The following is a 20,412-nucleotide window of genomic DNA, read 5'->3' on the forward strand; positions in this document are numbered from 1 at the left end:
AGAAAGAGACTTCATGAGCATTCAGACCGAGCAGGCGCTGCTCGACAGCGTCCCCACCGGCCTCTTCATCGGCGGAGAATGGATCGCCGGCGAGACCGGCGGAACCTTCGACGTGCAGGACCCCGCAACCGGCGACGTCATCCGCACGATCGCCGACGCCACACCGGCTGACGGCATCCGCGCACTCGATGCCGCTGTCGCCGCACAGGACGCGTGGGCGGCCACCGCCCCGCGCACGCGCAGCGACATCCTCCGCCGCGCCTTCGACCTCGTGCAGGAGCACAAGGAGGACATCGCTCTGCTGATGACCCTCGAGATGGGCAAGCCGCTTGCGGAAGCACGAGGCGAGGTCGGCTACGGCGGCGAGTTCCTGCGCTGGTTCAGCGAGGAGGCCGTGCGCATCAACGGCCGATACGGGCTCAACCCCGAAGGCACCGGCCACATGGTCGTCTCCCAGCGTCCGGTCGGACCGTCGTTCTTCGTGACGCCGTGGAACTTCCCGTTCGCGATGGCGACCCGCAAGATCGCGCCGGCGCTGGCCGCCGGCTGCACCGTGGTGATCAAGCCCCCGGCGCTCACCCCGCTCACGACGATGTACTTCGTCTCGCTGCTCGATGCGGCAGGGCTGCCCGCCGGCGTCGTGAACGTCGTGCAGACCTCGCGCTCCAGCGCGCTGTCGGCGCCGATCATCGCCGACCCCCGTCTGCGCAAACTCTCGTTCACCGGGTCGACCGAGGTCGGCCGCAAGCTCATCGCGCAGGCCGCCGAGGGCGTGCTGCGCGTCTCGATGGAGCTCGGCGGCAACGCACCGTTCGTGGTGTTCGAGGATGCCGACCTCGACAAGGCCGTCGAAGGGGCGCTGCTCGCGAAGTTCCGCAACATCGGCCAGGCCTGCACGGCAGCCAACCGCTTCATCGTGCAGGCATCGGTCGCCGAGGAGTTCGCCCGACGGGTCACGGAGCGGGTACAGAGCATGAAGATCGGTCGAGGCACGGAGGACGGCGTCGCGATCGGCCCGCTCATCGACGCGGATGCCGTGGAGAAGGCCGCCGAACTCGTCGGCGACGCCGTCGAGCGGGGAGCGACCCTGCTCGCGGGCGGCAAGGCGGTGGAGGGCACTGGATCGTTCTACGAGCCGACCGTGCTCACCGACGTCGTTGCCGGCAGTGCCATCCTCCGCGAGGAGATCTTCGGGCCGGTGCTCGCGATCGCCACGTTCGAGTCCGAGGAGGAGGCCGTGCGCCTCGCCAACGACACCGAGTACGGCCTGGTCTCGTACGTGTTCACCGAGAACCTGCAGCGCGGACAGCGGATGATCGACAAGCTGGAGACCGGCATGATGGGCCTGAACGTGGGCGTCGTGTCGAACGCGGCCGCTCCCTTCGGCGGCGTCAAGCAGTCCGGTGTCGGCCGCGAGGGCGGCGCTGAGGGCATCCACGAGTACCTGTCCACGAAGTACACGCTGATCCCGGTCTCCTGAGAGCTCGGAAAGGACGAGAACCATGACTGACTACGCCGTCGTCAACCCCGCAACGGGGGAGACCCTGAGCTCCTACGACACCTTCACCGACGAGCAGATCGAGGCTGCGGTCGCCGCCGCCGACACCGCCCACCGCGAGTGGTCGCGTTCCTCGACGGTCGCCGAGCGAGCGGCGTTGATCCGCCGGGTGGCCGAGCTGCACCGCGAGCACCGCGAGTCGCTCGCCGACATCTTCGTCCGCGAGATGGGCAAACCGCGGGAAGCGGCGCTCGGCGAGGTCGACTTCGCCGCCGACATCGCCGAGTACTACGCCGACCAGGCCGAGTCGATCATGGCCGATCAGCCGATCGCCATCCTCGGCGAGGGCTCGGCGATCGTCCGCCGTTCCTCGCTCGGGCCGCTCGTCGGCATCATGCCGTGGAACTTCCCGGCCTACCAGATCGTGCGGTTCGCGGCGCCGAACCTGATCGTGGGCAACACGATCCTGCTCAAGCCTGCGCCGCAGTGCCCCGAGTCGTCGACCGCGATCGCAGCCATCTACGACGAGGCCGGGTTCCCGCCCGGTGCGTACCAGAACGTGCTGGCGACGAACGAGCAGATCGCGAAGATGATCGCCGACCCACGCGTACAGGGCGTCTCGCTGACGGGCTCGGAGCGCGCCGGCTCGGCCGTCGCCGAGGTCGCCGGACGCCACTTGAAGAAGGTGGCGCTCGAACTCGGAGGCTCCGACCCGTTCATCGTGCTCTCCACCGACGACCTGGACGCCACCGTGCAGGCAGGAGTCGACGCCCGCCTCGACAACAACGGCCAGGCGTGCAACGGCGCGAAGCGCTTCATCATCGCCGACGATCTCTACGACGCGTTCGTGGAGAAGTTCACGGCGGCGATGGCGGCCGCGAAACCGTCCGATCCGATGCTCGAGGACACCGTGCTCGGCCCGGTCTCCTCCGAGGCCGCGGCCGCGAATCTGCAGGCGCAGATCGACCAGGCCGTCGCCCAGGGCGCCACGTTGCTCACCGGTGGCACCCGCGAAGGCGCGTTCTTCGCGCCGACCGTGCTCGCCGACGTGACGCCGGCGATGGACGTCTACCACGAGGAGCTTTTCGGGCCGGCTGCGGTCGTCTATCGCGCCGCCGACGAGGACGCCGCCGTCGCCCTGGCGAACGACACCACCTTCGGCCTGGGCTCGTACGTGTTCACCACGGATGCCGAGCAGGCGGAGCGCGTCGCCGACCGGATCGAGGCGGGCATGGTCTACGTCAACCTTGTTCTCGCCGACAGCCCGGAGCTGCCGTTCGGCGGCATCAAGCGCAGTGGTACCGCCCGCGAGCTGGGCCACCTCGCCGCCGACGAGTTCGTGAACAAGAAGCTCATCCGCATCGGCTGACGCGGGCGCTGACGCGACAGGGGAGGGGTGCCGCGGCATCCGTCCCCCGTCGCATCGCGTGTCTCGCACCGTGCGTGCGGAACCCGCGGGACAGGTGCTCGGTTCGGTCTGCGGCTGCAGATGTCGTACACTGGACGAGCAGTTGTCTGCATCCTTTGCCATGCCTGATCGGGTGACATCGAATGCGGACCCCGAGACCTCTTGGTCTCTAGGGCGGTAGCTCAATTGGCAGAGCAGCGGTCTCCAAAACCGCAGGTTGCAGGTTCGATTCCTGTCCGCCCTGCGCGTCAGCGCAACGCTGACACACGAAAGGTACATTCAGGATGGATCAGGACGAACCGCGCGGCGAGGTCGTCGCGGCCGGCGCCACCCGTGTGAAGCAGAACGCCTTCGGGAGGTTCTTCGGCGGGATCGCCCTCTTCATCCGCCAGGTCATCTCCGAGTTGCGCAAGGTCGTCACCCCGACCCGCAAGGAGCTGTTCAAGTTCACCGCAGTGGTGCTCGTCTTCGTTCTCATCGTCATGGGGATCGTCTACGGCTTGGACAACCTGTTCGCCTGGGTCACGCACTGGGTGTTCGGAATCCCTGGCTGATGACGCCCCCGCGGCTCGCGCCGCAGTGATTGGAAAGAAACAACGTGTCTGAACGATATTCCGACGACGCCGACTGGGCGACAGCCGCAGAGCAGTCCAGCGAGGAGGACGAGGCCCAGGAGGGCAACGTCCTCGCCGCGGAGGAGCGAGCGGTCACCTCGGCAGAGCACGTCGCTCTGCACATCGAGAGCGAAGACGACGAAGAAGACATCGATGACGACATCGAGATTGACCAAGACCCGGAGGCGGACGCGATCGTGAACGACGCTCTCAACCTGGACGAAGCGGCTGAATCTGAAGCAGCCGCCGAGGTCCTCAACGATTCTGTGGCCGAAGAGGCCGCCGACCTCGAGGCCGCCGCGGCGGACGAGGTCGCACCCTACGACGGTCCCGACCTCGGTGCTGATGAAGAGCTCGGCGACGAGGATGCTCCGGCATCCGAGGACGACGAAGACGAAGACGAAGATCCCTACGAGACCTTCCGCGCCGACCTGCGGATGCTCCCCGGCAAGTGGTACGTCATCCACTCGTACGCCGGTTTCGAGCGCAAGGTCAAGGCGAACATCGAGCAGCGCAAGTCGACGCTCGAGGTCGAGGACGAGATCTACCAGATCGAGGTCCCGATGGAGGACGTCGTCGAGATCAAGAACGGCCAGCGCAAGATGGTCACCCGCGTGCGCATCCCGGGCTACGTGCTCGTGCGCATGGAGCTCACCGAAGACACCTGGTCCGTGGTCCGCCACACGCCGGGCGTCACCGGCTTCGTCGGCAACGCGCACAACCCGACGCCGCTGCGCTTCGAAGAGGCCTTCAACATGCTGAAGTCGCTCGTCGAGGTCAAGGACATCCCGACCGCGAAGAACATCGCCTCCAAGGGCGGACTGGCCGTGGCCCGTCCCCTTCCCGCCGAGGTCGACTTCGAGGTCGGCGAGACCATCACGATCAAGGAGGGCTCGTTCGCGGGTCTTCCCGGTTCGATCAGCGAGATCAAGGCGGAGAGCGGCAAGCTCATCGTTCTCGTCTCGCTGTTCGAGCGCGAGACCCCGGTCGAGCTGTCGTTCGACCAGGTCACCAAGATGAACTGACACGCTCCTCGGGTGCTGAGCCCGTCGGAACGTCCAGAACGGCCGCCCCTCCCGGGGCGGCCGTTCTCGCATTCCGGCTCAGCCTGCGTGCTGGGCGGCCCAGTGCGGGCTCTGGATGAGACCGATGAGGTTGCCGAACGGATCGCTGACGGATGCCGAGAACCAGCCCTCGCCGCGCTGAGTGACCGGATCGAAAGCCGACGCGCCGAGTTCGACGAGGCGGTCGAAGGTGGAGCGGACGTCGTCGACGTGCATGCTCATCAACGCCCCGCCGGGCTGCGGGAGTGCGGGGCGGAAGCGGGCGTCCATCAGGGCGAACTCGTCTTCGTCGTCGCCGAAGCGCCATTCCGCGTACTGCACCGGGCCCTGCTCGGGGCGGACGAAGTACGGCGCGGAGTCGAACACGGCCGAGTACCAGGCGACGGCTGCTGCCATGTCATCGGCGACGAGGTTGAGATTTGCGAGACCACGGAACATGAGATTTCTCCTTCTGAAGAGGTTGTAGTTCTATGCTCGTCCTTGAAGTGATCACCAATTGATCACTTCAGAAAGAGGGCAGAGGAATTCGCGCTGACCGCCTCATCCAGGCACTTCTGCTCCTCCAGGGGCGGCCGCAGATCACCGCCGCCGAGCTCGCCGCCGCCCTCGAGGTGTCCGTGCCGACCGCTCGCCGCGACCTGGAGGCGCTCGCGATGTCGGGGGTGCCGATCTACCCGACCCGCGGGAGGGGAGGCGGGTGGCGGCTGATCGGCGGAGCGCGCACGGATCTCACTGGTCTCACGCAGGGCGAGGTGACCTCTCTGCTCATCGGTCTCACGCAGAGCGGTGCCGCGACTCCTGAGCGCATCGCGGCCATGCGAAAACTCGTGCGAGCGATGCCGGAGCCGTTCCGGGCCGGAGCGCAACGGGTCGCGGCAGCCACCGTGCGCGATGCGCCGTGGGGGGCGACCGAGGACGATTCGCCCGCACCGGCGGTCGCCGTGCTGCAGCGCGCCATCGCCGAGAGCCATCGGGTGCAGCTGGAGTACCGCGGTTCGAGGGGCGTCACCGCCGCAGAGCTCGTGCCGCTGATGGTCGGCAGTCGCGGGGCGAAGTGGTACCTGATCGCGGCGCCCGTCTCCGAGGGAAGCGATGTCGCCGACGAAGGCCGCATCCGGACCTATCGGGTCGATCGGATCGGAGAACTGCGGGTGCTGGCGGTGAACGGGATCGCCCCGGCGGGTCTGGACCTGACCCGGGTGTGGGCCGAGATGGTCGAGCGCGTGGAGGGCTTCCGCGGGGCTGCCCGCGCGGTCGTGCGCGTCGAGCCGTGGGCCGTGCGGGCGCTGTGCGACAGGTTCGGCGCCCAGGCGCAACCGCTCGACGATCCGCCGGACGTCGGAGGCCGCGTGCGTGTGGAGGTCAGGGCGCACCGGGTGGATGCACTGGCGGAGCAGCTCGCGGGGTGGACGAGCGCCGCGGAGGTCGAGGGGCCCGGCGAGGTGCGCGCCGCCCTGCGCGAACTCGGCGAACGGATCGCGGCCTCGTACCGGGACGATGCGGTCGAATCGCCCGGACGCGATTGATCGGGTAGACTTACGTGGTTTGTGTGCCGCTTCGGCGTGCGCGCAGACGACCGCAGTCCGGAACCGCCGGATTCGCGGGAGAAACGGATGCTCCGGCATCCGATTCGACGAAAGGAAAGAGAATGGCACCGAAGAAGAAGGTGACCGGCCTGATCAAGCTTCAGATCAACGCCGGTGCAGCCAACCCGGCGCCGCCGATCGGGCCCGCGCTCGGTCAGCACGGCGTCAACATCATGGAGTTCTGCAAGGCGTACAACGCCGCGACCGAGTCGCAGCGCGGCAACGTCATCCCCGTGGAGATCACCGTCTACGAGGACCGCAGCTTCACGTTCGTCCTGAAGACCCCGCCCGCGGCGGAGCTCATCAAGAAGGCAGCCGGCGTCCCCAAGGGATCGGCCACCCCGCACACCGTCAAGGTGGCGAAGATCACCAAGGAGCAGGTCCGCCAGATCGCCGAGACCAAGCAGGCCGATCTGAACGCGAACGACATCGAGGCCGCCTCGAAGATCATCGCCGGCACCGCTCGTTCCATGGGCATCACGGTCGAGGGCTGAGGAGAATAATCATGGCTACCAAGTCCAAGGCTTACAAGGCTGCCGCCGAGAAGATCGAGGCAGACCGTTTCTACACTCCCGCTGAGGCCGTCGCCCTGGCGAAGGAGACCGGCTCGGCGAAGTTCGACTCGACCGTCGAGGTCGCGCTGAAGCTGGCCGTCGACCCCCGCAAGGCGGATCAGATGGTGCGCGGCACCGTCATCCTGCCCCACGGCACCGGCAAGACCGCCCGCGTCATCGTGTTCGCCACCGGCCCCGCGGCCGAGGCAGCGATCGCCGCAGGTGCTGATGAGGTCGGCGGCGCCGAGCTCATCGAGAAGGTCGCCGCAGGCTGGACCAACTTCGACGCCGCGGTCTCCACTCCGGAGCTCATGGGCCAGGTCGGTCGTCTCGGAAAGGTCCTGGGTCCGCGCGGCCTGATGCCGAACCCGAAGACCGGCACCGTGACCCCGAACCCGGCCAAGGCCGTCGAGGAGATCAAGGGCGGAAAGATCGAGTTCCGCGTCGACAAGCACGCCAACGTGCACTTCGTCGTGGGCAAGGCCTCCTTCTCCGCCGAGCAGCTGAACGAGAACATCGGCGCAGCGCTCGAGGAGATCGTCCGCCTCAAGCCGTCGAGCTCGAAGGGCCGCTACATCCAGAAGGGTGCGGTGTCGACCACGTTCGGCCCCGGCATCCCGCTGGACGTCAACGCCATCTGAGTCTGACTCACAGAAATGCCCCCGCTTCGGCGGGGGCATTTCCGCGTCCGGGGCACGTCTCGGTCGCAATCCGACGTCATCCGATATCGTGTCTCGGCTGTGCGCGCGTACGCTGAGTGAGTTCCACCCGATCACCGCGCGCCACAGCATCCGCGCACATCGCACCCCAGGAGGGTTCGCCCATGTCCCGTCGACTCATCGCCGTCACCGCTCTCGTCCTCACCGCAGCCGCCCTCACCGCGTGCAGCGGCGGCAGCGCTCCCGAGGAGACCGGTGGCAGCGGCGACAGCTCCACGGCCTCCGACTTCGCCCTCGTCAAGGACGGCGTCCTCACGGTCGCTACGGAGGGCACGTACCGCCCGTTCAGCTTCCACGCCGACGGCGGCACCGGCGACCTCACCGGCTACGACGTCGAGATCATCCAGGCCGTCGCCGAGAAGCTCGACCTCGAGGTCGAGTTCCAGGAGACGCAGTGGGACGCGATCTTCGCGGGCCTCGACGCCAAGCGCTTCGACGTCATCGCGAACCAGGTCACCATCAACGACGAGCGCGAGGCCGAGTACCTCTTCAGCTCGCCGTACACGGTGTCTCCCGGCGTGATCGTGGTGGCCGAGGACGACGACTCGATCTCGTCCTTCGACGACCTCGCGGGCAAGACCACCGCGCAGTCGCTCACCAGCAACTGGAACGAGCTCGCGACCGAGTCCGGTGCCACGGTCGAGCCCGTCGAAGGCTGGGCGCAGGCCGTCGCCCTCCTCAAGCAGGGGCGCGTCGACGCCACCATCAACGACAAGCTCACCTTCCTCGACTACGAGAAGACCGACGGGCCGACCGGGCTGAAGATCGCCGCCGAGACCGAGGACGCCGGCCAGCAGGCATTCGTGTTCACGAAGGACAAGCAGTCCCTCGTCGACGCCGTCGATGCCGCGCTCGAGGAGCTGCGCGCCGACGGCACCCTCGCCGAGATCAGCGACAAGTACTTCGGCGCCGACGTCACCGAGTAACCGGTGGATCCCTGGGAGCTGTTCCTCGCCTCGGTCGGACCGATCGCCCTCGCCGGGCTGGTCGGCACGATACCGCTGGCGTTGAGCTCGTTCGCGCTGGGCCTGCTGATCGCACTCGGGATCGCGCTGATGCGCATCTCGACGCACTCGGTCGTCTCGGGGATCGCACGCGTCTACATCTCGATCATCCGGGGCACGCCGCTGCTCGTGCAGCTGTTCGTGATCTTCTACGGCCTGCCGTCGATCGGCGTCACGATCGACCCGTGGCCCTGCGCGATCATCGCCTTCTCCCTGAATGTGGGCGGCTACGCCGCCGAAGTGATCCGCGCTTCCATCCTGTCGGTCCCCCAGGGGCAGTGGGAGGCGGCGTACACGGTCGGGATGGGCCGTACCCGCACGCTGACGCGCGTCATCCTGCCGCAGGCGGCGCGGGTGTCGGTGCCGCCGCTGTCGAACACGTTCATCTCGCTCGTGAAGGACACCTCGCTCGCCTCGCTGATCCTGGTGACCGAGCTGTTCAAGGTGTCGCAGCAGATCGCGGCGTCGACGTACCAGTTCATGGTGATCTATCTGACGGCAGCGCTCGTCTACTGGGTGTTCTGCCTGGTGCTGTCGACCGGGCAGAGCGCCCTCGAGAAGAGGTTGGACAGCCGTGTCGCGAATTGAACCCGCCGAGGCGCTGCTCACAGCACGCGGTCTGCGCAAGAGCTTCGGCGAACACGAGGTGCTGCGCGGTATCGACCTCACGCTTCACCGCGGCGAGGTCGTGGTCCTCATCGGGCCCAGCGGCTCGGGCAAGACCACGGTGCTGCGCTCGCTGAACGGACTCGAGACTCCGGATGCCGGCGAGATCGTCGTGCAGGGCGGCCCGGAGATCGACTTCTCGACCCGGCCGTCGCCGAAGCAGCGCTTCGCACTGCGGGATCGCTCGGCGATGGTGTTCCAGCATCACAACCTCTTCCCGCACCTCACCGTGATCGAGAACGTCATCGAGGGTCCGTGGCGGGTGCATGGCCGTCCGAAGGACGAGGTCGTCGCCGAGGCGCGGGCTCTCCTGGCACGCGTCGGCCTGGCCGACAAGGAGGGCGCTCGGCCCCATCAGCTCTCCGGTGGTCAGCAGCAGCGCGTCGGCATCGTGCGGGCTCTGGCGCTGAAGCCTGATCTGCTGCTGTTCGACGAGCCGACAAGCGCGCTCGACCCCGAGCTCGTCGGAGAGGTGCTGCTCGTCATCAAGGAGCTCGCCGACGAGGGATGGACGATGGCCGTCGTCACGCACGAGCTGAGCTTCGCCAGGGAGGCGGCCGATCACGTGCTGTTCATGGATGCCGGCGTCGTCGTCGAGGAGGGCCCGCCTGAGCGCCTCTTCAGCGCTCCGCAGCATGAGCGCACCCAGCGGTTCCTGACCAGGATCATGCGCCCGCTCGACGGGATCTGAGCGCTTCAGGGGTTCAGCACCGGAAGCACGAGGCTGATTGCCAGGACGATCATGATCACGGCGATGACCGCATCGAGGATGCGCCAGGAGCGCGGGGTGCGCAGCCACCGGCCGAGATAGCGCGCACCGAAGCCGAGCGCGGTGAACCAGAGGATGCTCGCGGTGACGGCTCCGGCGGCGAACAGCCAGCGGTCCTCGCCGTGGGTCGCCGAGATCGAGCCGAGCATGAGGACCGTGTCGAGGTAGACGTGCGGGTTGAGCCAGGTCAGCGCGAGCACGGTGAGGATCACCGGAGCGAGGCGCGTGGCAGTCAGGGTGGAGGTGCTGCCGGATGCGGGGTGCTCGGAACCGGGGGAGTTCCCGGTCTCGACCTGCAGTGCGTCATCCCCGCCCTTCCACGCGCGCCGTGCAGCGAGCAGGCCGTATCCGAGCAGGAACAGCGCGCCCGCCCAGCGCGCGATGACCACGAGCCAGGGGGCGGCCGAGATGACGAAGCCGAGGCCCGCGACGCCGGCGATGATGAGCACGGCATCCGACAGTGCGCAGATCGCGACCACGGCGAGGACGTGCTCCCGGCGGATGCCTTGGCGGAGCACGAAGACGTTCTGGGCGCCGATGGCGACGATCAGGGAGAGGCCGAGTCCGAGGCCGGCGAGGAGCGAGAGCATGCTCCCACAGTAGGAACGGCATAAGCACCAGCACCAGCGAAGATTCCTTTCGCGGCATTAGCATTGCTTATGTGAGGATCGACCCGGAGCTGGCTGCCACCGTCGCGGCCGTCGTCGACGAGGGTACGCTGGATGCGGCCGCCCGCCGGCTGCAGATCACGCCATCCGCCGTGAGCCAGCGGTTGAAGGCGCTGGAGCAGCAACTGGGCCGCGTGCTCGTGGTGCGCTCGAAGCCGGCGCGACTGACCGAAGCGGGGGAGGCGGTCGTTCGCCTCGCCCGCCAGATCGCGCTGCTCGAGCGCGATGCGCTCGCCGGAATGGATGCCGAGGGCGGCACGCAGCGCATCAGCATCCGTCTCGCGGTCAACGCGGACTCGATGGCGACCTGGTTTCTGCCGCCGCTCGCGCGCCTCGCCGAGAGCCACGACCTCGACTTCGATCTGCATCGCGACGACCAGGACTTCACAGCACGCCTGCTCGAGTCCGGCACGGTGATGGCCGCCGTGACCAGCGAGGAGACCCCGGTCGCCGGGTGCTCGGTGTCGCCGCTGGGCGTGCTGGAGTATCGGGCGATGGCGACGAAGGTGTTCGCGGATCGGTGGTTCCGTGACGGAGTCTCGCGCGAGGCTCTCGCCGTCGCGCCCTTCGTCGACTTCGACCGGCGCGACACCTTGCAGCACGAATGGCTCCGCGCCCAGGGCGTGCCGCAGCAGGGGGTTCCGCGGCACTACGTCCCGGCGTCTCACGACTACGCGCTCGCCGTCGGGCTGGGGCTCGGCTGGGGGATGCTGCCGCTGCCGCAGCAGCCGGACGGGCTGGTCGAACTCGGCGGACCGACGCTGAGGATCAGGCTCTTCTGGCAGCAGTGGAACCTGCGTTCCGAGCTGCTCGACACCATCGCGGCCGAGATCGCGGCAGAGGCGCGGCGGGTGCTGCGCTCGCGGTCGGCAGCGGGCTAGGCTTCTCGACCGGGCGTCGCCCCGGTCGCGAGGGCGTGGAGCAGCCGGGTGAGGCTGTCGATGTCGGTCAGGCTCCACTCCTCGAGGGTCTGCATCAGCATCCCCTCCTGCGGCAGCCGCGCGGCGGCCAGCCGTTCGGTGCCGAGCGGAGTGACGCGCAGCAGGGACGACCGGCCGTCGCTGGGGTCGGCCGAGCGCTCGATCAGCCCGAGTTCCTCGAGTTCGCGGACCATCCGGCTGGCCTGGCTCTTGTCCACCAGCATCCGCTCCGCGAGAGCCGACACGGTGACCTGCTCGCAGCGAGCGATCGTGGTGAGCGTCTTGTAGGCGCCGGGGAGCATGCCGGGGCTCACCCGGTTCGCGTTCTCCATGATGATCCGGCGGATGCGGGAGATCAGCTCACCGAACTCCGATTCGAGCGCGCGCACCGCGGCGGCCCGCGCCTCGGGCGACTCGTCGCCGGTGACCTCAGCTGCGGACATCGCCGGCCCCGCCCTCGGGCTTTCCGTCCGATCCGGCGGTCGAGCCGGTCACGACAGAGACGTTGCCCGTGGCACCCGACAGCGCTGTCGCATCGGCGAGCGCCACCTCGGCGGCATCGTCGACGACGTGACCTGCGGCATCCGCTTCGGCTCGCTCGCTCGTCGTCATCTTCGTGAGCGGCACGTTCGGCAGGAAGAGGATCGCGATGAGGCTCAGCACGGCGAGCGGGACGCCGATGAGGAAAGCCTGCGAGATGCCCTGCGCGTAGAAGTCCTCGACGATGACGCGCACCGAATCGGGAAGCAGGCGTACCTCGGGGATGGTGCCGCTGGCGAGTTCCGCGGCCACCGCCGCGCCCTGTTCACCCAGGCCGGCGATCGCGGTCGCGAGCCGGTCCTTGCCGTCGGCGAACAGGGTCGTGATGGTGTTCGCCACCACTGCCCCCATCACCGAGACGCCGATGGTGCCGCCGAGGCTGCGGAAGAAGGTGACGCCGGAGCTGGCGACGCCCATCTCCGAGGGGTTGGCGGTGTTCTGCACGATGAGCACGAGGTTCTGCATCGTCATGCCCAGGCCTGCTCCGGTGAGGAACATGTAGACCGAGACCAGCACGAAGTCCGTGTCGTAGTGCAGCGTCGACAGCAGCGCGGTGCCGGCGAGCAGGAGAACGGCGCCGAGGATCAGGTAGCCCTTCCAACGCCCGTAGCGGGTGACGAGCTGTCCGACGAGCATAGAGGCGATGAGGAGTCCTGCCATCATGGGCAGAGTCATCAGGCCCGCCTCAGTGGGAGAGGCTCCGCGAGACAGCTGCATGTACTGCGCGAGGTACACCGAGGTGCCGAACATCGCGATGCCGATCGAGATGGAGGCGAGCACCGAGAGGGTGAAGGTGCGGTTGCGGAACAGCGAGAGCGGGATCAGGGGTTCGCGCACCTTCAGCTCGACGATGATGAAAGCGACGGTGGCGAGCACGACGCCACCGAGCATCAGGATCGTCTCCACGCCCCACCAGTCGAAGTTGGATCCGGCGTTCGTGATCCAGATGAGCAGCAGCGAGACGGCCGCGGACAGCAGCACGATGCCGACGTAGTCGATCGACACCTTGCGCGCCTGCTGCGCGGTGATGTGCAGCGTCTTCTGCAGGAGGATCAGAGCGGCGACCGCGAAGGGCAGCGCGACGAAGAAGTTCCAGCGCCACCCCGCTGTGTCGGTGATCCAGCCGCCGAGCAGCGGACCGCCGACGGTGGCGACGGCCATCACGGCGCCGAACAGGCCCATGTACCGGCCGCGCTCGCGGGGGCTGATGATGTCGGCCATGATCACCTGGCTGAGGGCGGCGAGTCCGCCGGCACCGAGACCCTGTACCGCGCGGAACGCGATGAGGGTGCTCGTGTCCTGAGCGAAGCCGGCGGCGGCCGTCGCGACGACGAACAGCACCAGGGCGATCTGGATGAGCAGCTTGCGGTTGAAGAGGTCGGCGAGCTTGCCCCAGATGGGCGTCGAGATCGCCGTGGTCAGCAGCGTGGCGGTGATCACCCAGGTGTAGGCGGCCTGGTCGCCGCCGAGGTCGTGGACGATGACCGGCATCGAGGTGGAGACCACGGTGGCCGCGATCATCGAGACGAACATGCCGAGAAGGAGGCCGGTGAGGGCCTCGAGCACCTGACGGTGGGTCATCCGAACGGGGGAGTCGGTGGTCATGGGCGACCTTTCGCAGTGGAGTGTGGATGCTGCGACAGCACTGGCGCGCACGAGAAAGTTGACGAAGATCAACTATACGCCGATGGTTGACCTTCGTCAACTACTTCGCCCGCGACTGCGTGTCAGCAGCCGGGATACCGGGTACCCGATCGTGACGTTGCCCGGTTGTGGTTGAAGTGGCGTTCAACGATGATGAGAGAAATGCATGGTGTCGGCCGCTGGGGAAGGTCGCGATGGCATTCGCGCACAACCCAAAATCCCTGAGGGGGGAAGACTGACATGGCAACGAAGGCAAATCAGCGCAAGGTTCTGGCGATTCTGGCGGGCGGGCTCGTGCTCGGCGTCGGCGCCGCGGTGACACTCGCCGCATGGAACGACTCCGAATTCGCGACCGGCACGTTCACCGCCGGCGCGTTCGACCTGGAAGGCTCGACGACGAGCGCCGCCAGCGGCTACGCGAGCCACAACACCGAGGCGACTCCGCCGGACGCCGCGGCCACCCTCGTGTTCCAGCTCCCGGCTGTGGCGAGCAACATGGCACCGGGAGACATCGTCTACGCGCCATTCTGGGTGCGACTGGCTGCCGACACCACCACAGACGCGACGCTCGACGCGGCCGGGGTGACGGCATCCGCGGACGCATCCTCGAACGCGGAGAACCTCTCCTACACCGTGTACTCGATCGACGCCGCCGCGACGTGTGATGCCGACGGCATCGCCGGCGCAGACGTGCTCGCGTCGGGGGCGACCCTGAGCGCGTTCACCGCGGGAGTCACCGAGAACCTCGCCAACGGCGCACCGGTGACCGACGCGGGAGCGCCTGTGCAGCTCTGCTTCGAGGTCACCGCGGGAGCCGGCCTGACGCAGGGCGAGGCCGCCACGGCGACGTGGCAGTTCACGGCGACCTCGACGAGCTGATCGCGTGTCGACCCGCAGAGGCATGCGGGAGGCGAGGCGGTTGCGCTCCCGCCGGATACGGGCCATCCTCGCGGGTGGACTCGTGCTCGGGGTGGGCGCAGCCGCGACGCTCGCGGCCTGGAACGACTCCGAGTACAGCACTGCGACATTCACCGCGGGGAAGTTCGACATCGTCGGCGCGACCGACGGCGCGAATTTCTCCGGCCATGCCACAGCGGGCGCGGCGGCGGGGCTGAACTTCCAGCTCCCGCCGACGGCGATGGCACCGGGGAACACGACCTACGCGCTGTTCAGCGTGAAGACGGTCAACCCGTCAGTCGCGGGCAACCTGCTCCTGAGCGCCGGGACTCCGGGTGGCACCGGTCTCGCTGCCCACCTCACATACGGGGTGCGCACGGTGGCGACGGCGGTATGCGACGCGACGACCTATTCCACGGGAACGGTCGTCGTGGCAGCGGGGTCGGCGTTGACGGCGGGAGCTTCCGGCACCCAGCCCGTGGCCGCGAACGGCGCAGCGCAGGTCAATTACTGCTTCGCCGTGACCCTGCCGACCACGGCGTCCAACGCCGCGCAGAGCCTGACGATGTCGCAGACCTGGCAGATCCTGGGGACGTCCTCGTAGCGCCGGGGACCGATGGCGAGAACCTCGAGGGGGAATCGATGAGCGCGCCGATGACGAGGCGAAGCCTGCGCGAGCAGGCGGCGCCGATCGGCGCGCCCGTCTCCGGTCCGCCGGCACGTCGACGTGGTCTCGGTCACGCGATCGCCGACATCCTGCTGTGGATCGCCGCTGCGGCCGGCGTGGTCTGCATCGCGCTGGTCATCCTCGCCTTCACCGCGAACATCACCCTCATCATGTTCCGCACCGGCTCGATGTCGCCGACGATCCCGGCCGGGTCCGTGGCCATCGTGCAGAAGATCCCGGCATCCGCGATCGAAGTCGGCGATGTCGTGACCGTCGATCGAGAAGACGACCTGCCGGTGACGCACCGCGTCACGTCGGTCGTGGCCGGCGCGAGCGAGGCGGAGCGGGTCATCACGATGCGCGGCGACGCGAACGCCTCCGACGATCCGTATCCGTACGCGGTGACCTCGGTGCGCATCGTGCTGTTCTCGATTCCGGGGATCGCCACCGTCATCGTGGCGATGGGCAACCCCTTCGTGCTCGGCGGCATCACCGTTGCCGCCGCTCTGCTCGTGGTGTGGGCGTTCTGGCCTCGGGAGTCGCGCGAGTCCCGGGAGCTACGGCGCACCGGAACGCCGGAGGTGGATTCATGAGGCGCTCGGTGCGGATCATCGCCGCCCTGGTGCTTGCGGGGGCGCTGCTCGGGGCGGCACCGGCAGCCGCGGACCCGACGACTCAGGTCGTGCAGGGGCAGGTGCTGCGTCTGGTCTCGACCGCCGACTGGGATGCCGCTTCGAGCCTGGTTCCCGGGCAGCGGGTGCAGTGGGATGTCGCTGTCAGCGCCGCCGCACCGGACCCCGGCACCGTGGGCATCGGGGTCAGCGCGACCGGCGACGCGGCTCTCGCCGTCGACGTCTCGATCTGCATGCGTGAGTGGGAACCGGGAGGATGCCCCGGCGGCGCGACCGTCGTGCACGCAGCGTGGAGCATCCCGCGCGACGGTGACGAGGTGCATCTGACGGACATCGCCGACACCGACGTCGCGCACATCCGGCTGACCATCGCGCTCGCGGGTGACGATGCGCTCGGGAGCACTCAGGTTCGCGTGCACGCAACGGGAGCGGGGGAGAGCGCGGTCGTGGGGCCGGGCGGCGGGCTTGCCACGACCGGACTCTCGCCGGCCGTGCCCTGGATCCTCGCCGGTGGGGCCGCGCTCGTCGTGCTCGGTGGCCTGCTGCTGATCCTTCGCCGCCGAGGCCGCGACGACGCTCGTGATCCGGCTGACGGAGGCGGGACATGAGCGCCCGGCGGAGGAATCGTCTGCTCGCCGGGGTCATCGGCGTGTCCCTTCTCATCGGCGTGGGTGCGGCGCCGTCCGCGCAGATGACGGATGCGGCTTTCACGGACTCGGAGTACGCGACGGCGACGTTGTCAGCAATGACGATCCCCGCGCCGGTCGCCTCCTGCGGACTGCTCGGGCTCGGCTCGGTCCGTGTGTCCTGGACCGCGGTGTCGGGTGCCACCGGATATGTCGTGCGTTACGGTTCGGGTGCCGGCACCAGCGCCACCGTCGGCGCAGACGTGACGACCCGTAACCTCACAGGTGCTGTGACCGGAGGCACCTTCCAGGTGGAGGCGATACGCAATTTCGGATCCACCACCTGGACGTCCGCACGATCGAATGCTCTCACCTACACCGTTCTGCTGGGGTTGGTGGGAACATGCGGATTGCTGTGAGGTTCTCCTGACGCCGCGGTCCGTTCAATCGGCCAGGGCCAGCGCGCGGAAGGCGTCGCGCTCGCGGAGTTCCGAACGGCGACTCGCGACTGCATCCACCGGCCGTGACGGGGCCTGCTGGCCTGTGGTGCGGCGGTAGAGCTCGTCGATGAGGTCGGTGGCGAGTCCGACGAGCTTCGCGATCTCGCGATCATCGCGGTCGATCCAGACGCACTTGGGCTCTTCGTGAATCGGCGAGAAGTCCACGTGCTCCTCCCACACGAACAGCGTCCGCTCGGCGCCGAGCACGTGCTGCTGCCACCAGATCTGACGGAGGTAGGTGCGGGGGATGCCGCGCCACGCCTTGTTGGTGGTCTTGATCTCGGCGAGCTGCACGCGGCCTGTGGCATCCACGGCGATGCCGTCGGGGGTGGCGAGATGCCGGTGCTCGACCTCGGCACGGAACAGTGCGGACGAGGGCAGGATGCCGTGGGTCGCGGCGACCCAGCTGGCGATCTCCGGCTCCCGGCGCCGGCCGTGGTCCGTGTAGGCGTTGCCACCGAAGCGAGGACCGCCGCCCAGCTTGGCGTCCGCCGCGCGGATGATCGACTTCTCTCCGGTGAGGCCCGCGACATCCGTCGCCGTGATCCCCCGCGATCGTGCCCGCATCCACGCCACCCGGTCGCGGGAGTCCGCGACGATACGCGCAGCGAGTTCCGGGGTCACCTCTCGAGACTAACCCGGCCCGCCGACGCTGAGTCTCCTCCCACGCCGTCCCGCTCCACTCGGCCGGGCTCCTGCCCATCCGCACCCCTGCCGAGTGCACGGTTGCGTGCCGAGAGCACGGGTTGCTCACGTGAACGTCCCGTGCGCTCGGCGCGATCCCGTGCACTGGCCGATCCCCGTGCTCGTTTCGTCTTGGTCTGCACGATCGGTCGATCGCAGGCTCTCTCCACCGAACGCGGGATCTCGACGCTCGGCACCCACGGCGCAGGATCACCATGAAGGATGCTCACCGACACGGAACCGCAGCTGGAGCATCTGGTCCGTTCCCGCCGCGACCTCATGCTGAACGGATGGACGGATCGGTCCATCGCCGATGCCGTGCACAGGGGCGAGCTGTTCCACATCCGGCGCGGGTGGTACATCCTCGCAGCGGAGCGCGACGGGCTCTGGCCCGAGGAGCGACACCGGGCGCACGTCATCGCCGTCGCACGGGACGCCAGCGGGAATGCCGTCATGTCGCACACCTCGGCCGCCGTGCTGTGGCGGCTCCCGCTGTACCGGATAGGACTCGTACGTGTGCACATGACAACGGATGCTCCGGTCCGCATCTCGAGCGCACGGGATGTGCGTCGTCATGTGGCGCCGCTGCGCGCAGGTGACATCGGCATCATCGACGGTATCCGCTGCACGAGCCTGGCACGCACCGTCTTCGATCTCATCCGCGTTCTTCCCCTGGAGGCAGCGGTCGTCCTCGCGGATGCCGCGGAACGACAGATGGCCGAACGGCAATGGGAGTGGGACCTGGATGCGGTGACGTCCTGGCGTCGTGCAATGAGCGAGCGCCTGGCAGAGGCATCCGGAGCGCGCGGAATTCGTCGGGCACGATGGGTGAGTGAGTTCGCCGATGGTCGAGCGCAGCTGCCGGGCGAGAGCGTCAGCCGGCTGCAGTTGCACAGACTGGGCTTCGCGAAGCCGGAATTGCAAGTACCGATCGAGGGGCCGAACGGAAAGCAGTACTTCGTGGACTTCGGACTCGACGACGTCGAGAGCTACGGCGAATTCGATGGGGAGAGCAAGTACCTCGATGAGTCACTGAGGTCCGGGAAGCGCATCGAGCAGGTCCTGCTCGAGGAGAAGCAGCGCGAAGACTGGATACGGGGGCGCACGCAGCGGCGGCTGGCGCGGTGGGGCTTCGAGCACATCGCGACTGCATCGCGATTGGCGGCCAGGCTGGCGTCGTTCAGCATCGCCGCTCCTTGAGCCTTCAGGACCATCAAGTCCACGCCGAGTGCACGGCTTCGCGCTGAGTGCACGGGTTGTTCACGTGAATTTCCCGTCCACTCGGCAGCATCCCGTCCACTCGACAGGACCCCGTGCCGCCGCCGGGCCCGGGAGGCAGCGCGTCAGCTCAGCGCGGCCCAGCCCTCTGGGCCGGGGGAGCCGGCGGGGTACTCTTCCAGAGGCACATCGCCCCGCTTCCACGCCTGCCGGATCGGTTCGACGATCCGCCAGCTCTCCTCGGCGGCGTCTCCGCGCACTGCGAGCATCGGGTCGCCGTCGAGAACACCGGACAGCACCTCGGCGTAGGCCTTCAGCGCCCCCTCGCCGAGGTCGGCGGAGAGCGTCGTCCGCTCCAGCTCGAAGGGATCATCGGCGCCGTTGACGTTCAGTTCGAGTGAAATCCGATCGGGGCCGAGCGAGAAGCGCAGCACCGCTCCCGCGGCCGACCCGGTGAGTCCGACGGGGACATGCCGGACCGGACGGAAGCGGACGACGATCTCCCGCGCCGGATCACCGATCGCCTTTCCGGAGCGAAGGGTGAAGGGCACGCCGGACCACCGCGCGTTCCGCACTTCGAACGTCGCCTCGGCGAGCGTCTCGGTGCCTCGGGTTGGATCCACTCCTGGCTCATCGACATACGACGGCTTGTCGATGCCCGCGACGGTGCCGGCGGTGTACCGGGCGCGGCGGGACGAGGCAGCCGGGTCATCGGCCCAGATGGAGGTCGCGCGCAGCACGGCACTGGTCGTCGCGCGGAAGTCGACTTCGCCGAGGGTGGCCGGCTGCTCCATCGCGAGCACCGCCAGCACCTGCAGCAGATGGCTCTGGATCATGTCGACCATCGCTCCGGCCGAGTCGTAGTACCCGGCGCGTCCCTCCAGCCCGAGCTGCTCGTCGTAGACGATGTCGATCGACTCGATGCTCTCGGCCGACCACAGCGGTTCGAGCAGGCGATTGGCGAATCGGGCGCCGAGCAGGTTCAAGGTCGTCGACCGGCCGAGGAAGTGATCCACCCGGAACACCTGGCTCTCGGACACCAGGCCGGCGAGAGTCCGGTTCAGGGTGCGCGCACTCTCCTCGTCGACGCCGAACGGCTTCTCCAGGACCAGCACCGCGCCGTCGGGGATCATCTGCGCGGTGAGCGCCTGGAACGCGGCGGTGGTGACGCTGGGCGGCACGGCGAAGTACAGCGCCACCTGTCCGGTGCACTCCGCCAGCAGGGCGCTCAGATCCTCGGCGCGGGTGATGTCGGTGCGCCGGTACGAGGCATCCACCCGGGATGCCGCCGCCTCGGCACCCGCCGTCGCGAACGCCGTACGCACGAGTTCCTCGAGGTCGCGATCGGTCCAGTCCTCACGATCGGCGCCGATCAGCCGCACCCGGCGCGACGGCTCGTGCGCGAGCAGCTGGCCGAGCGCCGGAAGCAGCAGACGGGAAGTGAGGTCACCGGAGACCCCGAAGATCACCAGCGTGGTCGCATCGGTCATGCGACCACCGTAGCCCGGTTTCATCGGACAGTTGAGGATGCGAG

General features: G+C 68.3%; 23 protein-coding genes and 1 tRNA gene. 18 read left to right on the forward strand and 6 right to left on the reverse strand.

Annotated elements, in window-relative coordinates; translation table 11 throughout:
* The first annotated feature begins 13 nt into the window (after window positions 1–13).
* The 5 genes from CUR96_RS02470 to nusG all read left to right on the forward strand — a co-directional run bounded on the left by CUR96_RS02470 (window position 14) and on the right by nusG (window position 4,545).
* Window positions 14–1,480 (forward strand): NAD-dependent succinate-semialdehyde dehydrogenase, encoded by a 1,467-nt coding sequence (locus CUR96_RS02470; RefSeq protein WP_102191710.1) that lies wholly within the window; start codon window positions 14–16, stop codon window positions 1,478–1,480.
* A gap of 22 nt (window positions 1,481–1,502) precedes the next feature.
* Window positions 1,503–2,867 carry an NAD-dependent succinate-semialdehyde dehydrogenase gene (locus tag CUR96_RS02475; RefSeq protein ID WP_102191711.1) on the forward strand — a complete coding sequence of 455 codons (1,365 nt, stop codon included), beginning with the start codon at window positions 1,503–1,505 and terminating at the stop codon, window positions 2,865–2,867.
* 210 nt (window positions 2,868–3,077) lie between these two features.
* Window positions 3,078–3,150 (forward strand) — tRNA-Trp (locus CUR96_RS02480).
* 40 nt (window positions 3,151–3,190) lie between these two features.
* Window positions 3,191–3,460, forward strand: a complete 270-nt coding sequence (secE, locus tag CUR96_RS02485) for a preprotein translocase subunit SecE (RefSeq protein WP_102191712.1) — start codon at window positions 3,191–3,193, stop codon at window positions 3,458–3,460.
* A 44-nt stretch (window positions 3,461–3,504) separates the two neighbouring features.
* A complete protein-coding gene (gene nusG / locus CUR96_RS02490; protein ID WP_102191713.1) occupies window positions 3,505–4,545 on the forward strand; it encodes a transcription termination/antitermination protein NusG in 1,041 nt (346 codons plus the stop codon).
* 78 nt (window positions 4,546–4,623) lie between these two features.
* Here the strand turns inward: nusG and CUR96_RS02495 are convergent, their stop codons facing one another.
* Complete coding sequence (locus tag CUR96_RS02495) at window positions 4,624–5,022, reverse strand: VOC family protein (protein ID WP_102191714.1); 399 nt, start codon at window positions 5,020–5,022, stop codon at window positions 4,624–4,626.
* A gap of 104 nt (window positions 5,023–5,126) precedes the next feature.
* Here CUR96_RS02495 and CUR96_RS18685 point away from each other — a divergent pair, with 104 nt between their 5' ends.
* The 6 genes from CUR96_RS18685 (at window position 5,127) to CUR96_RS02525 (ending at window position 9,804) form a co-directional block, all read left to right on the forward strand.
* Complete coding sequence (locus CUR96_RS18685) at window positions 5,127–6,110, forward strand: helix-turn-helix transcriptional regulator (RefSeq protein WP_281255039.1); 984 nt, start codon at window positions 5,127–5,129, stop codon at window positions 6,108–6,110.
* 122 nt (window positions 6,111–6,232) lie between these two features.
* Window positions 6,233–6,664 carry a 50S ribosomal protein L11 gene (gene rplK / locus CUR96_RS02505; RefSeq protein ID WP_102191716.1) on the forward strand — a complete coding sequence of 144 codons (432 nt, stop codon included), beginning with the start codon at window positions 6,233–6,235 and terminating at the stop codon, window positions 6,662–6,664.
* A gap of 11 nt (window positions 6,665–6,675) precedes the next feature.
* The gene (gene rplA / locus CUR96_RS02510) at window positions 6,676–7,365 is read left to right on the forward strand and encodes a 50S ribosomal protein L1 (protein WP_102191717.1); all 690 of its coding nucleotides are present in this window, start codon (window positions 6,676–6,678) and stop codon (window positions 7,363–7,365) included.
* A gap of 182 nt (window positions 7,366–7,547) precedes the next feature.
* Entirely contained in the window at window positions 7,548–8,369 is an 822-nt protein-coding gene (locus tag CUR96_RS02515) for a transporter substrate-binding domain-containing protein (RefSeq protein WP_102191718.1), read from the forward strand.
* Window positions 8,370–8,372: 3 nt separating this feature from the next.
* The gene (locus CUR96_RS02520) at window positions 8,373–9,035 is read left to right on the forward strand and encodes an amino acid ABC transporter permease (protein ID WP_102191719.1); all 663 of its coding nucleotides are present in this window, start codon (window positions 8,373–8,375) and stop codon (window positions 9,033–9,035) included.
* Window positions 9,031–9,804, forward strand: coding sequence for an amino acid ABC transporter ATP-binding protein (locus tag CUR96_RS02525; protein ID WP_102191794.1), 774 nt, complete (start codon window positions 9,031–9,033; stop codon window positions 9,802–9,804). Before CUR96_RS02520 ends, CUR96_RS02525 begins: the two co-directional genes overlap by 5 nt.
* A gap of 5 nt (window positions 9,805–9,809) precedes the next feature.
* On the opposite strand, the gene lysE is transcribed toward CUR96_RS02525, so the two are convergent.
* Window positions 9,810–10,472: an L-lysine exporter gene (gene lysE / locus CUR96_RS02530; RefSeq protein ID WP_102191720.1), complete on the reverse strand. Its 663-nt coding sequence runs from the start codon at window positions 10,470–10,472 to the stop codon at window positions 9,810–9,812.
* 71 nt (window positions 10,473–10,543) lie between these two features.
* Here lysE and CUR96_RS02535 point away from each other — a divergent pair, with 71 nt between their 5' ends.
* Window positions 10,544–11,431 carry a LysR family transcriptional regulator ArgP gene (locus tag CUR96_RS02535; protein WP_102191721.1) on the forward strand — a complete coding sequence of 296 codons (888 nt, stop codon included), beginning with the start codon at window positions 10,544–10,546 and terminating at the stop codon, window positions 11,429–11,431.
* Here the strand turns inward: CUR96_RS02535 and CUR96_RS02540 are convergent.
* The gene (locus CUR96_RS02540) at window positions 11,428–11,913 is read right to left on the reverse strand and encodes a MarR family winged helix-turn-helix transcriptional regulator (RefSeq protein ID WP_102191722.1); all 486 of its coding nucleotides are present in this window, start codon (window positions 11,911–11,913) and stop codon (window positions 11,428–11,430) included. The genes CUR96_RS02535 and CUR96_RS02540 overlap by 4 nt on opposite strands.
* Window positions 11,900–13,615, reverse strand: a complete 1,716-nt coding sequence (locus CUR96_RS02545) for an MDR family MFS transporter (RefSeq protein WP_102191723.1) — start codon at window positions 13,613–13,615, stop codon at window positions 11,900–11,902. Before CUR96_RS02545 ends, CUR96_RS02540 begins: the two co-directional genes overlap by 14 nt.
* A gap of 279 nt (window positions 13,616–13,894) precedes the next feature.
* Between CUR96_RS02545 and CUR96_RS02550 the strand changes: the two genes are divergently transcribed.
* Genes CUR96_RS02550 through CUR96_RS02570 form a run of 5 tightly spaced genes read left to right on the forward strand, consistent with a single transcriptional unit; the run spans window position 13,895 to window position 16,895 of the window.
* Complete coding sequence (locus CUR96_RS02550) at window positions 13,895–14,533, forward strand: SipW-dependent-type signal peptide-containing protein (protein ID WP_102191724.1); 639 nt, start codon at window positions 13,895–13,897, stop codon at window positions 14,531–14,533.
* 4 nt (window positions 14,534–14,537) lie between these two features.
* Window positions 14,538–15,155, forward strand: coding sequence for a SipW-dependent-type signal peptide-containing protein (locus tag CUR96_RS02555; protein WP_102191725.1), 618 nt, complete (start codon window positions 14,538–14,540; stop codon window positions 15,153–15,155).
* A 50-nt stretch (window positions 15,156–15,205) separates the two neighbouring features.
* Window positions 15,206–15,811: a signal peptidase I gene (locus CUR96_RS02560; RefSeq protein ID WP_245861059.1), complete on the forward strand. Its 606-nt coding sequence runs from the start codon at window positions 15,206–15,208 to the stop codon at window positions 15,809–15,811.
* Complete coding sequence (locus CUR96_RS02565) at window positions 15,808–16,458, forward strand: hypothetical protein (RefSeq protein ID WP_102191727.1); 651 nt, start codon at window positions 15,808–15,810, stop codon at window positions 16,456–16,458. Before CUR96_RS02560 ends, CUR96_RS02565 begins: the two co-directional genes overlap by 4 nt.
* The gene (locus CUR96_RS02570; RefSeq protein ID WP_102191728.1) at window positions 16,455–16,895 is read left to right on the forward strand and encodes a hypothetical protein; all 441 of its coding nucleotides are present in this window, start codon (window positions 16,455–16,457) and stop codon (window positions 16,893–16,895) included. Before CUR96_RS02565 ends, CUR96_RS02570 begins: the two co-directional genes overlap by 4 nt.
* Before the next feature lie 24 nt (window positions 16,896–16,919).
* Here the strand turns inward: CUR96_RS02570 and CUR96_RS02575 are convergent, their stop codons facing one another.
* Complete coding sequence (locus tag CUR96_RS02575; protein ID WP_102191729.1) at window positions 16,920–17,600, reverse strand: YqaJ viral recombinase family protein; 681 nt, start codon at window positions 17,598–17,600, stop codon at window positions 16,920–16,922.
* A gap of 282 nt (window positions 17,601–17,882) precedes the next feature.
* On the opposite strand from CUR96_RS02575, the gene CUR96_RS02580 reads away from it, so the two are divergent.
* Window positions 17,883–18,860 carry a hypothetical protein gene (locus CUR96_RS02580; RefSeq protein ID WP_102191730.1) on the forward strand — a complete coding sequence of 326 codons (978 nt, stop codon included), beginning with the start codon at window positions 17,883–17,885 and terminating at the stop codon, window positions 18,858–18,860.
* A 143-nt stretch (window positions 18,861–19,003) separates the two neighbouring features.
* Here CUR96_RS02580 and CUR96_RS02585 read toward each other — a convergent pair whose 3' ends face one another.
* Entirely contained in the window at window positions 19,004–20,368 is a 1,365-nt protein-coding gene (locus tag CUR96_RS02585) for a glucose-6-phosphate dehydrogenase (protein WP_102191795.1), read from the reverse strand.
* Window positions 20,369–20,412: the final 44 nt, after the last annotated feature.

The organism is Microbacterium aurantiacum, from assembly GCF_002872075.1.
Lineage (GTDB): Bacteria > Actinomycetota > Actinomycetes > Actinomycetales > Microbacteriaceae > Microbacterium > Microbacterium aurantiacum_A.

Coding starts and splice junctions, on each gene's coding strand:
- CUR96_RS02470 (WP_102191710.1), top strand. CDS start 14: ATGAGCATTCAGACCGAGCAGGCGCTGCTCGACAGCGTCCCCACCGGC.
- CUR96_RS02475 (WP_102191711.1), top strand. CDS start 1,503: ATGACTGACTACGCCGTCGTCAACCCCGCAACGGGGGAGACCCTGAGC.
- secE (WP_102191712.1), top strand. CDS start 3,191: ATGGATCAGGACGAACCGCGCGGCGAGGTCGTCGCGGCCGGCGCCACC.
- CUR96_RS02495 (WP_102191714.1), bottom strand. CDS start 5,022: ATGTTCCGTGGTCTCGCAAATCTCAACCTCGTCGCCGATGACATGGCA.
- rplK (WP_102191716.1), top strand. CDS start 6,233: ATGGCACCGAAGAAGAAGGTGACCGGCCTGATCAAGCTTCAGATCAAC.
- rplA (WP_102191717.1), top strand. CDS start 6,676: ATGGCTACCAAGTCCAAGGCTTACAAGGCTGCCGCCGAGAAGATCGAG.
- CUR96_RS02515 (WP_102191718.1), top strand. CDS start 7,548: ATGTCCCGTCGACTCATCGCCGTCACCGCTCTCGTCCTCACCGCAGCC.
- lysE (WP_102191720.1), bottom strand. CDS start 10,472: ATGCTCTCGCTCCTCGCCGGCCTCGGACTCGGCCTCTCCCTGATCGTC.
- CUR96_RS02540 (WP_102191722.1), bottom strand. CDS start 11,913: ATGTCCGCAGCTGAGGTCACCGGCGACGAGTCGCCCGAGGCGCGGGCC.
- CUR96_RS02545 (WP_102191723.1), bottom strand. CDS start 13,615: ATGACCACCGACTCCCCCGTTCGGATGACCCACCGTCAGGTGCTCGAG.
- CUR96_RS02550 (WP_102191724.1), top strand. CDS start 13,895: ATGGCAACGAAGGCAAATCAGCGCAAGGTTCTGGCGATTCTGGCGGGC.
- CUR96_RS02560 (WP_245861059.1), top strand. CDS start 15,206: ATGACGAGGCGAAGCCTGCGCGAGCAGGCGGCGCCGATCGGCGCGCCC.
- CUR96_RS02565 (WP_102191727.1), top strand. CDS start 15,808: ATGAGGCGCTCGGTGCGGATCATCGCCGCCCTGGTGCTTGCGGGGGCG.
- CUR96_RS02570 (WP_102191728.1), top strand. CDS start 16,455: ATGAGCGCCCGGCGGAGGAATCGTCTGCTCGCCGGGGTCATCGGCGTG.
- CUR96_RS02580 (WP_102191730.1), top strand. CDS start 17,883: ATGCTCACCGACACGGAACCGCAGCTGGAGCATCTGGTCCGTTCCCGC.
- CUR96_RS02585 (WP_102191795.1), bottom strand. CDS start 20,368: ATGACCGATGCGACCACGCTGGTGATCTTCGGGGTCTCCGGTGACCTC.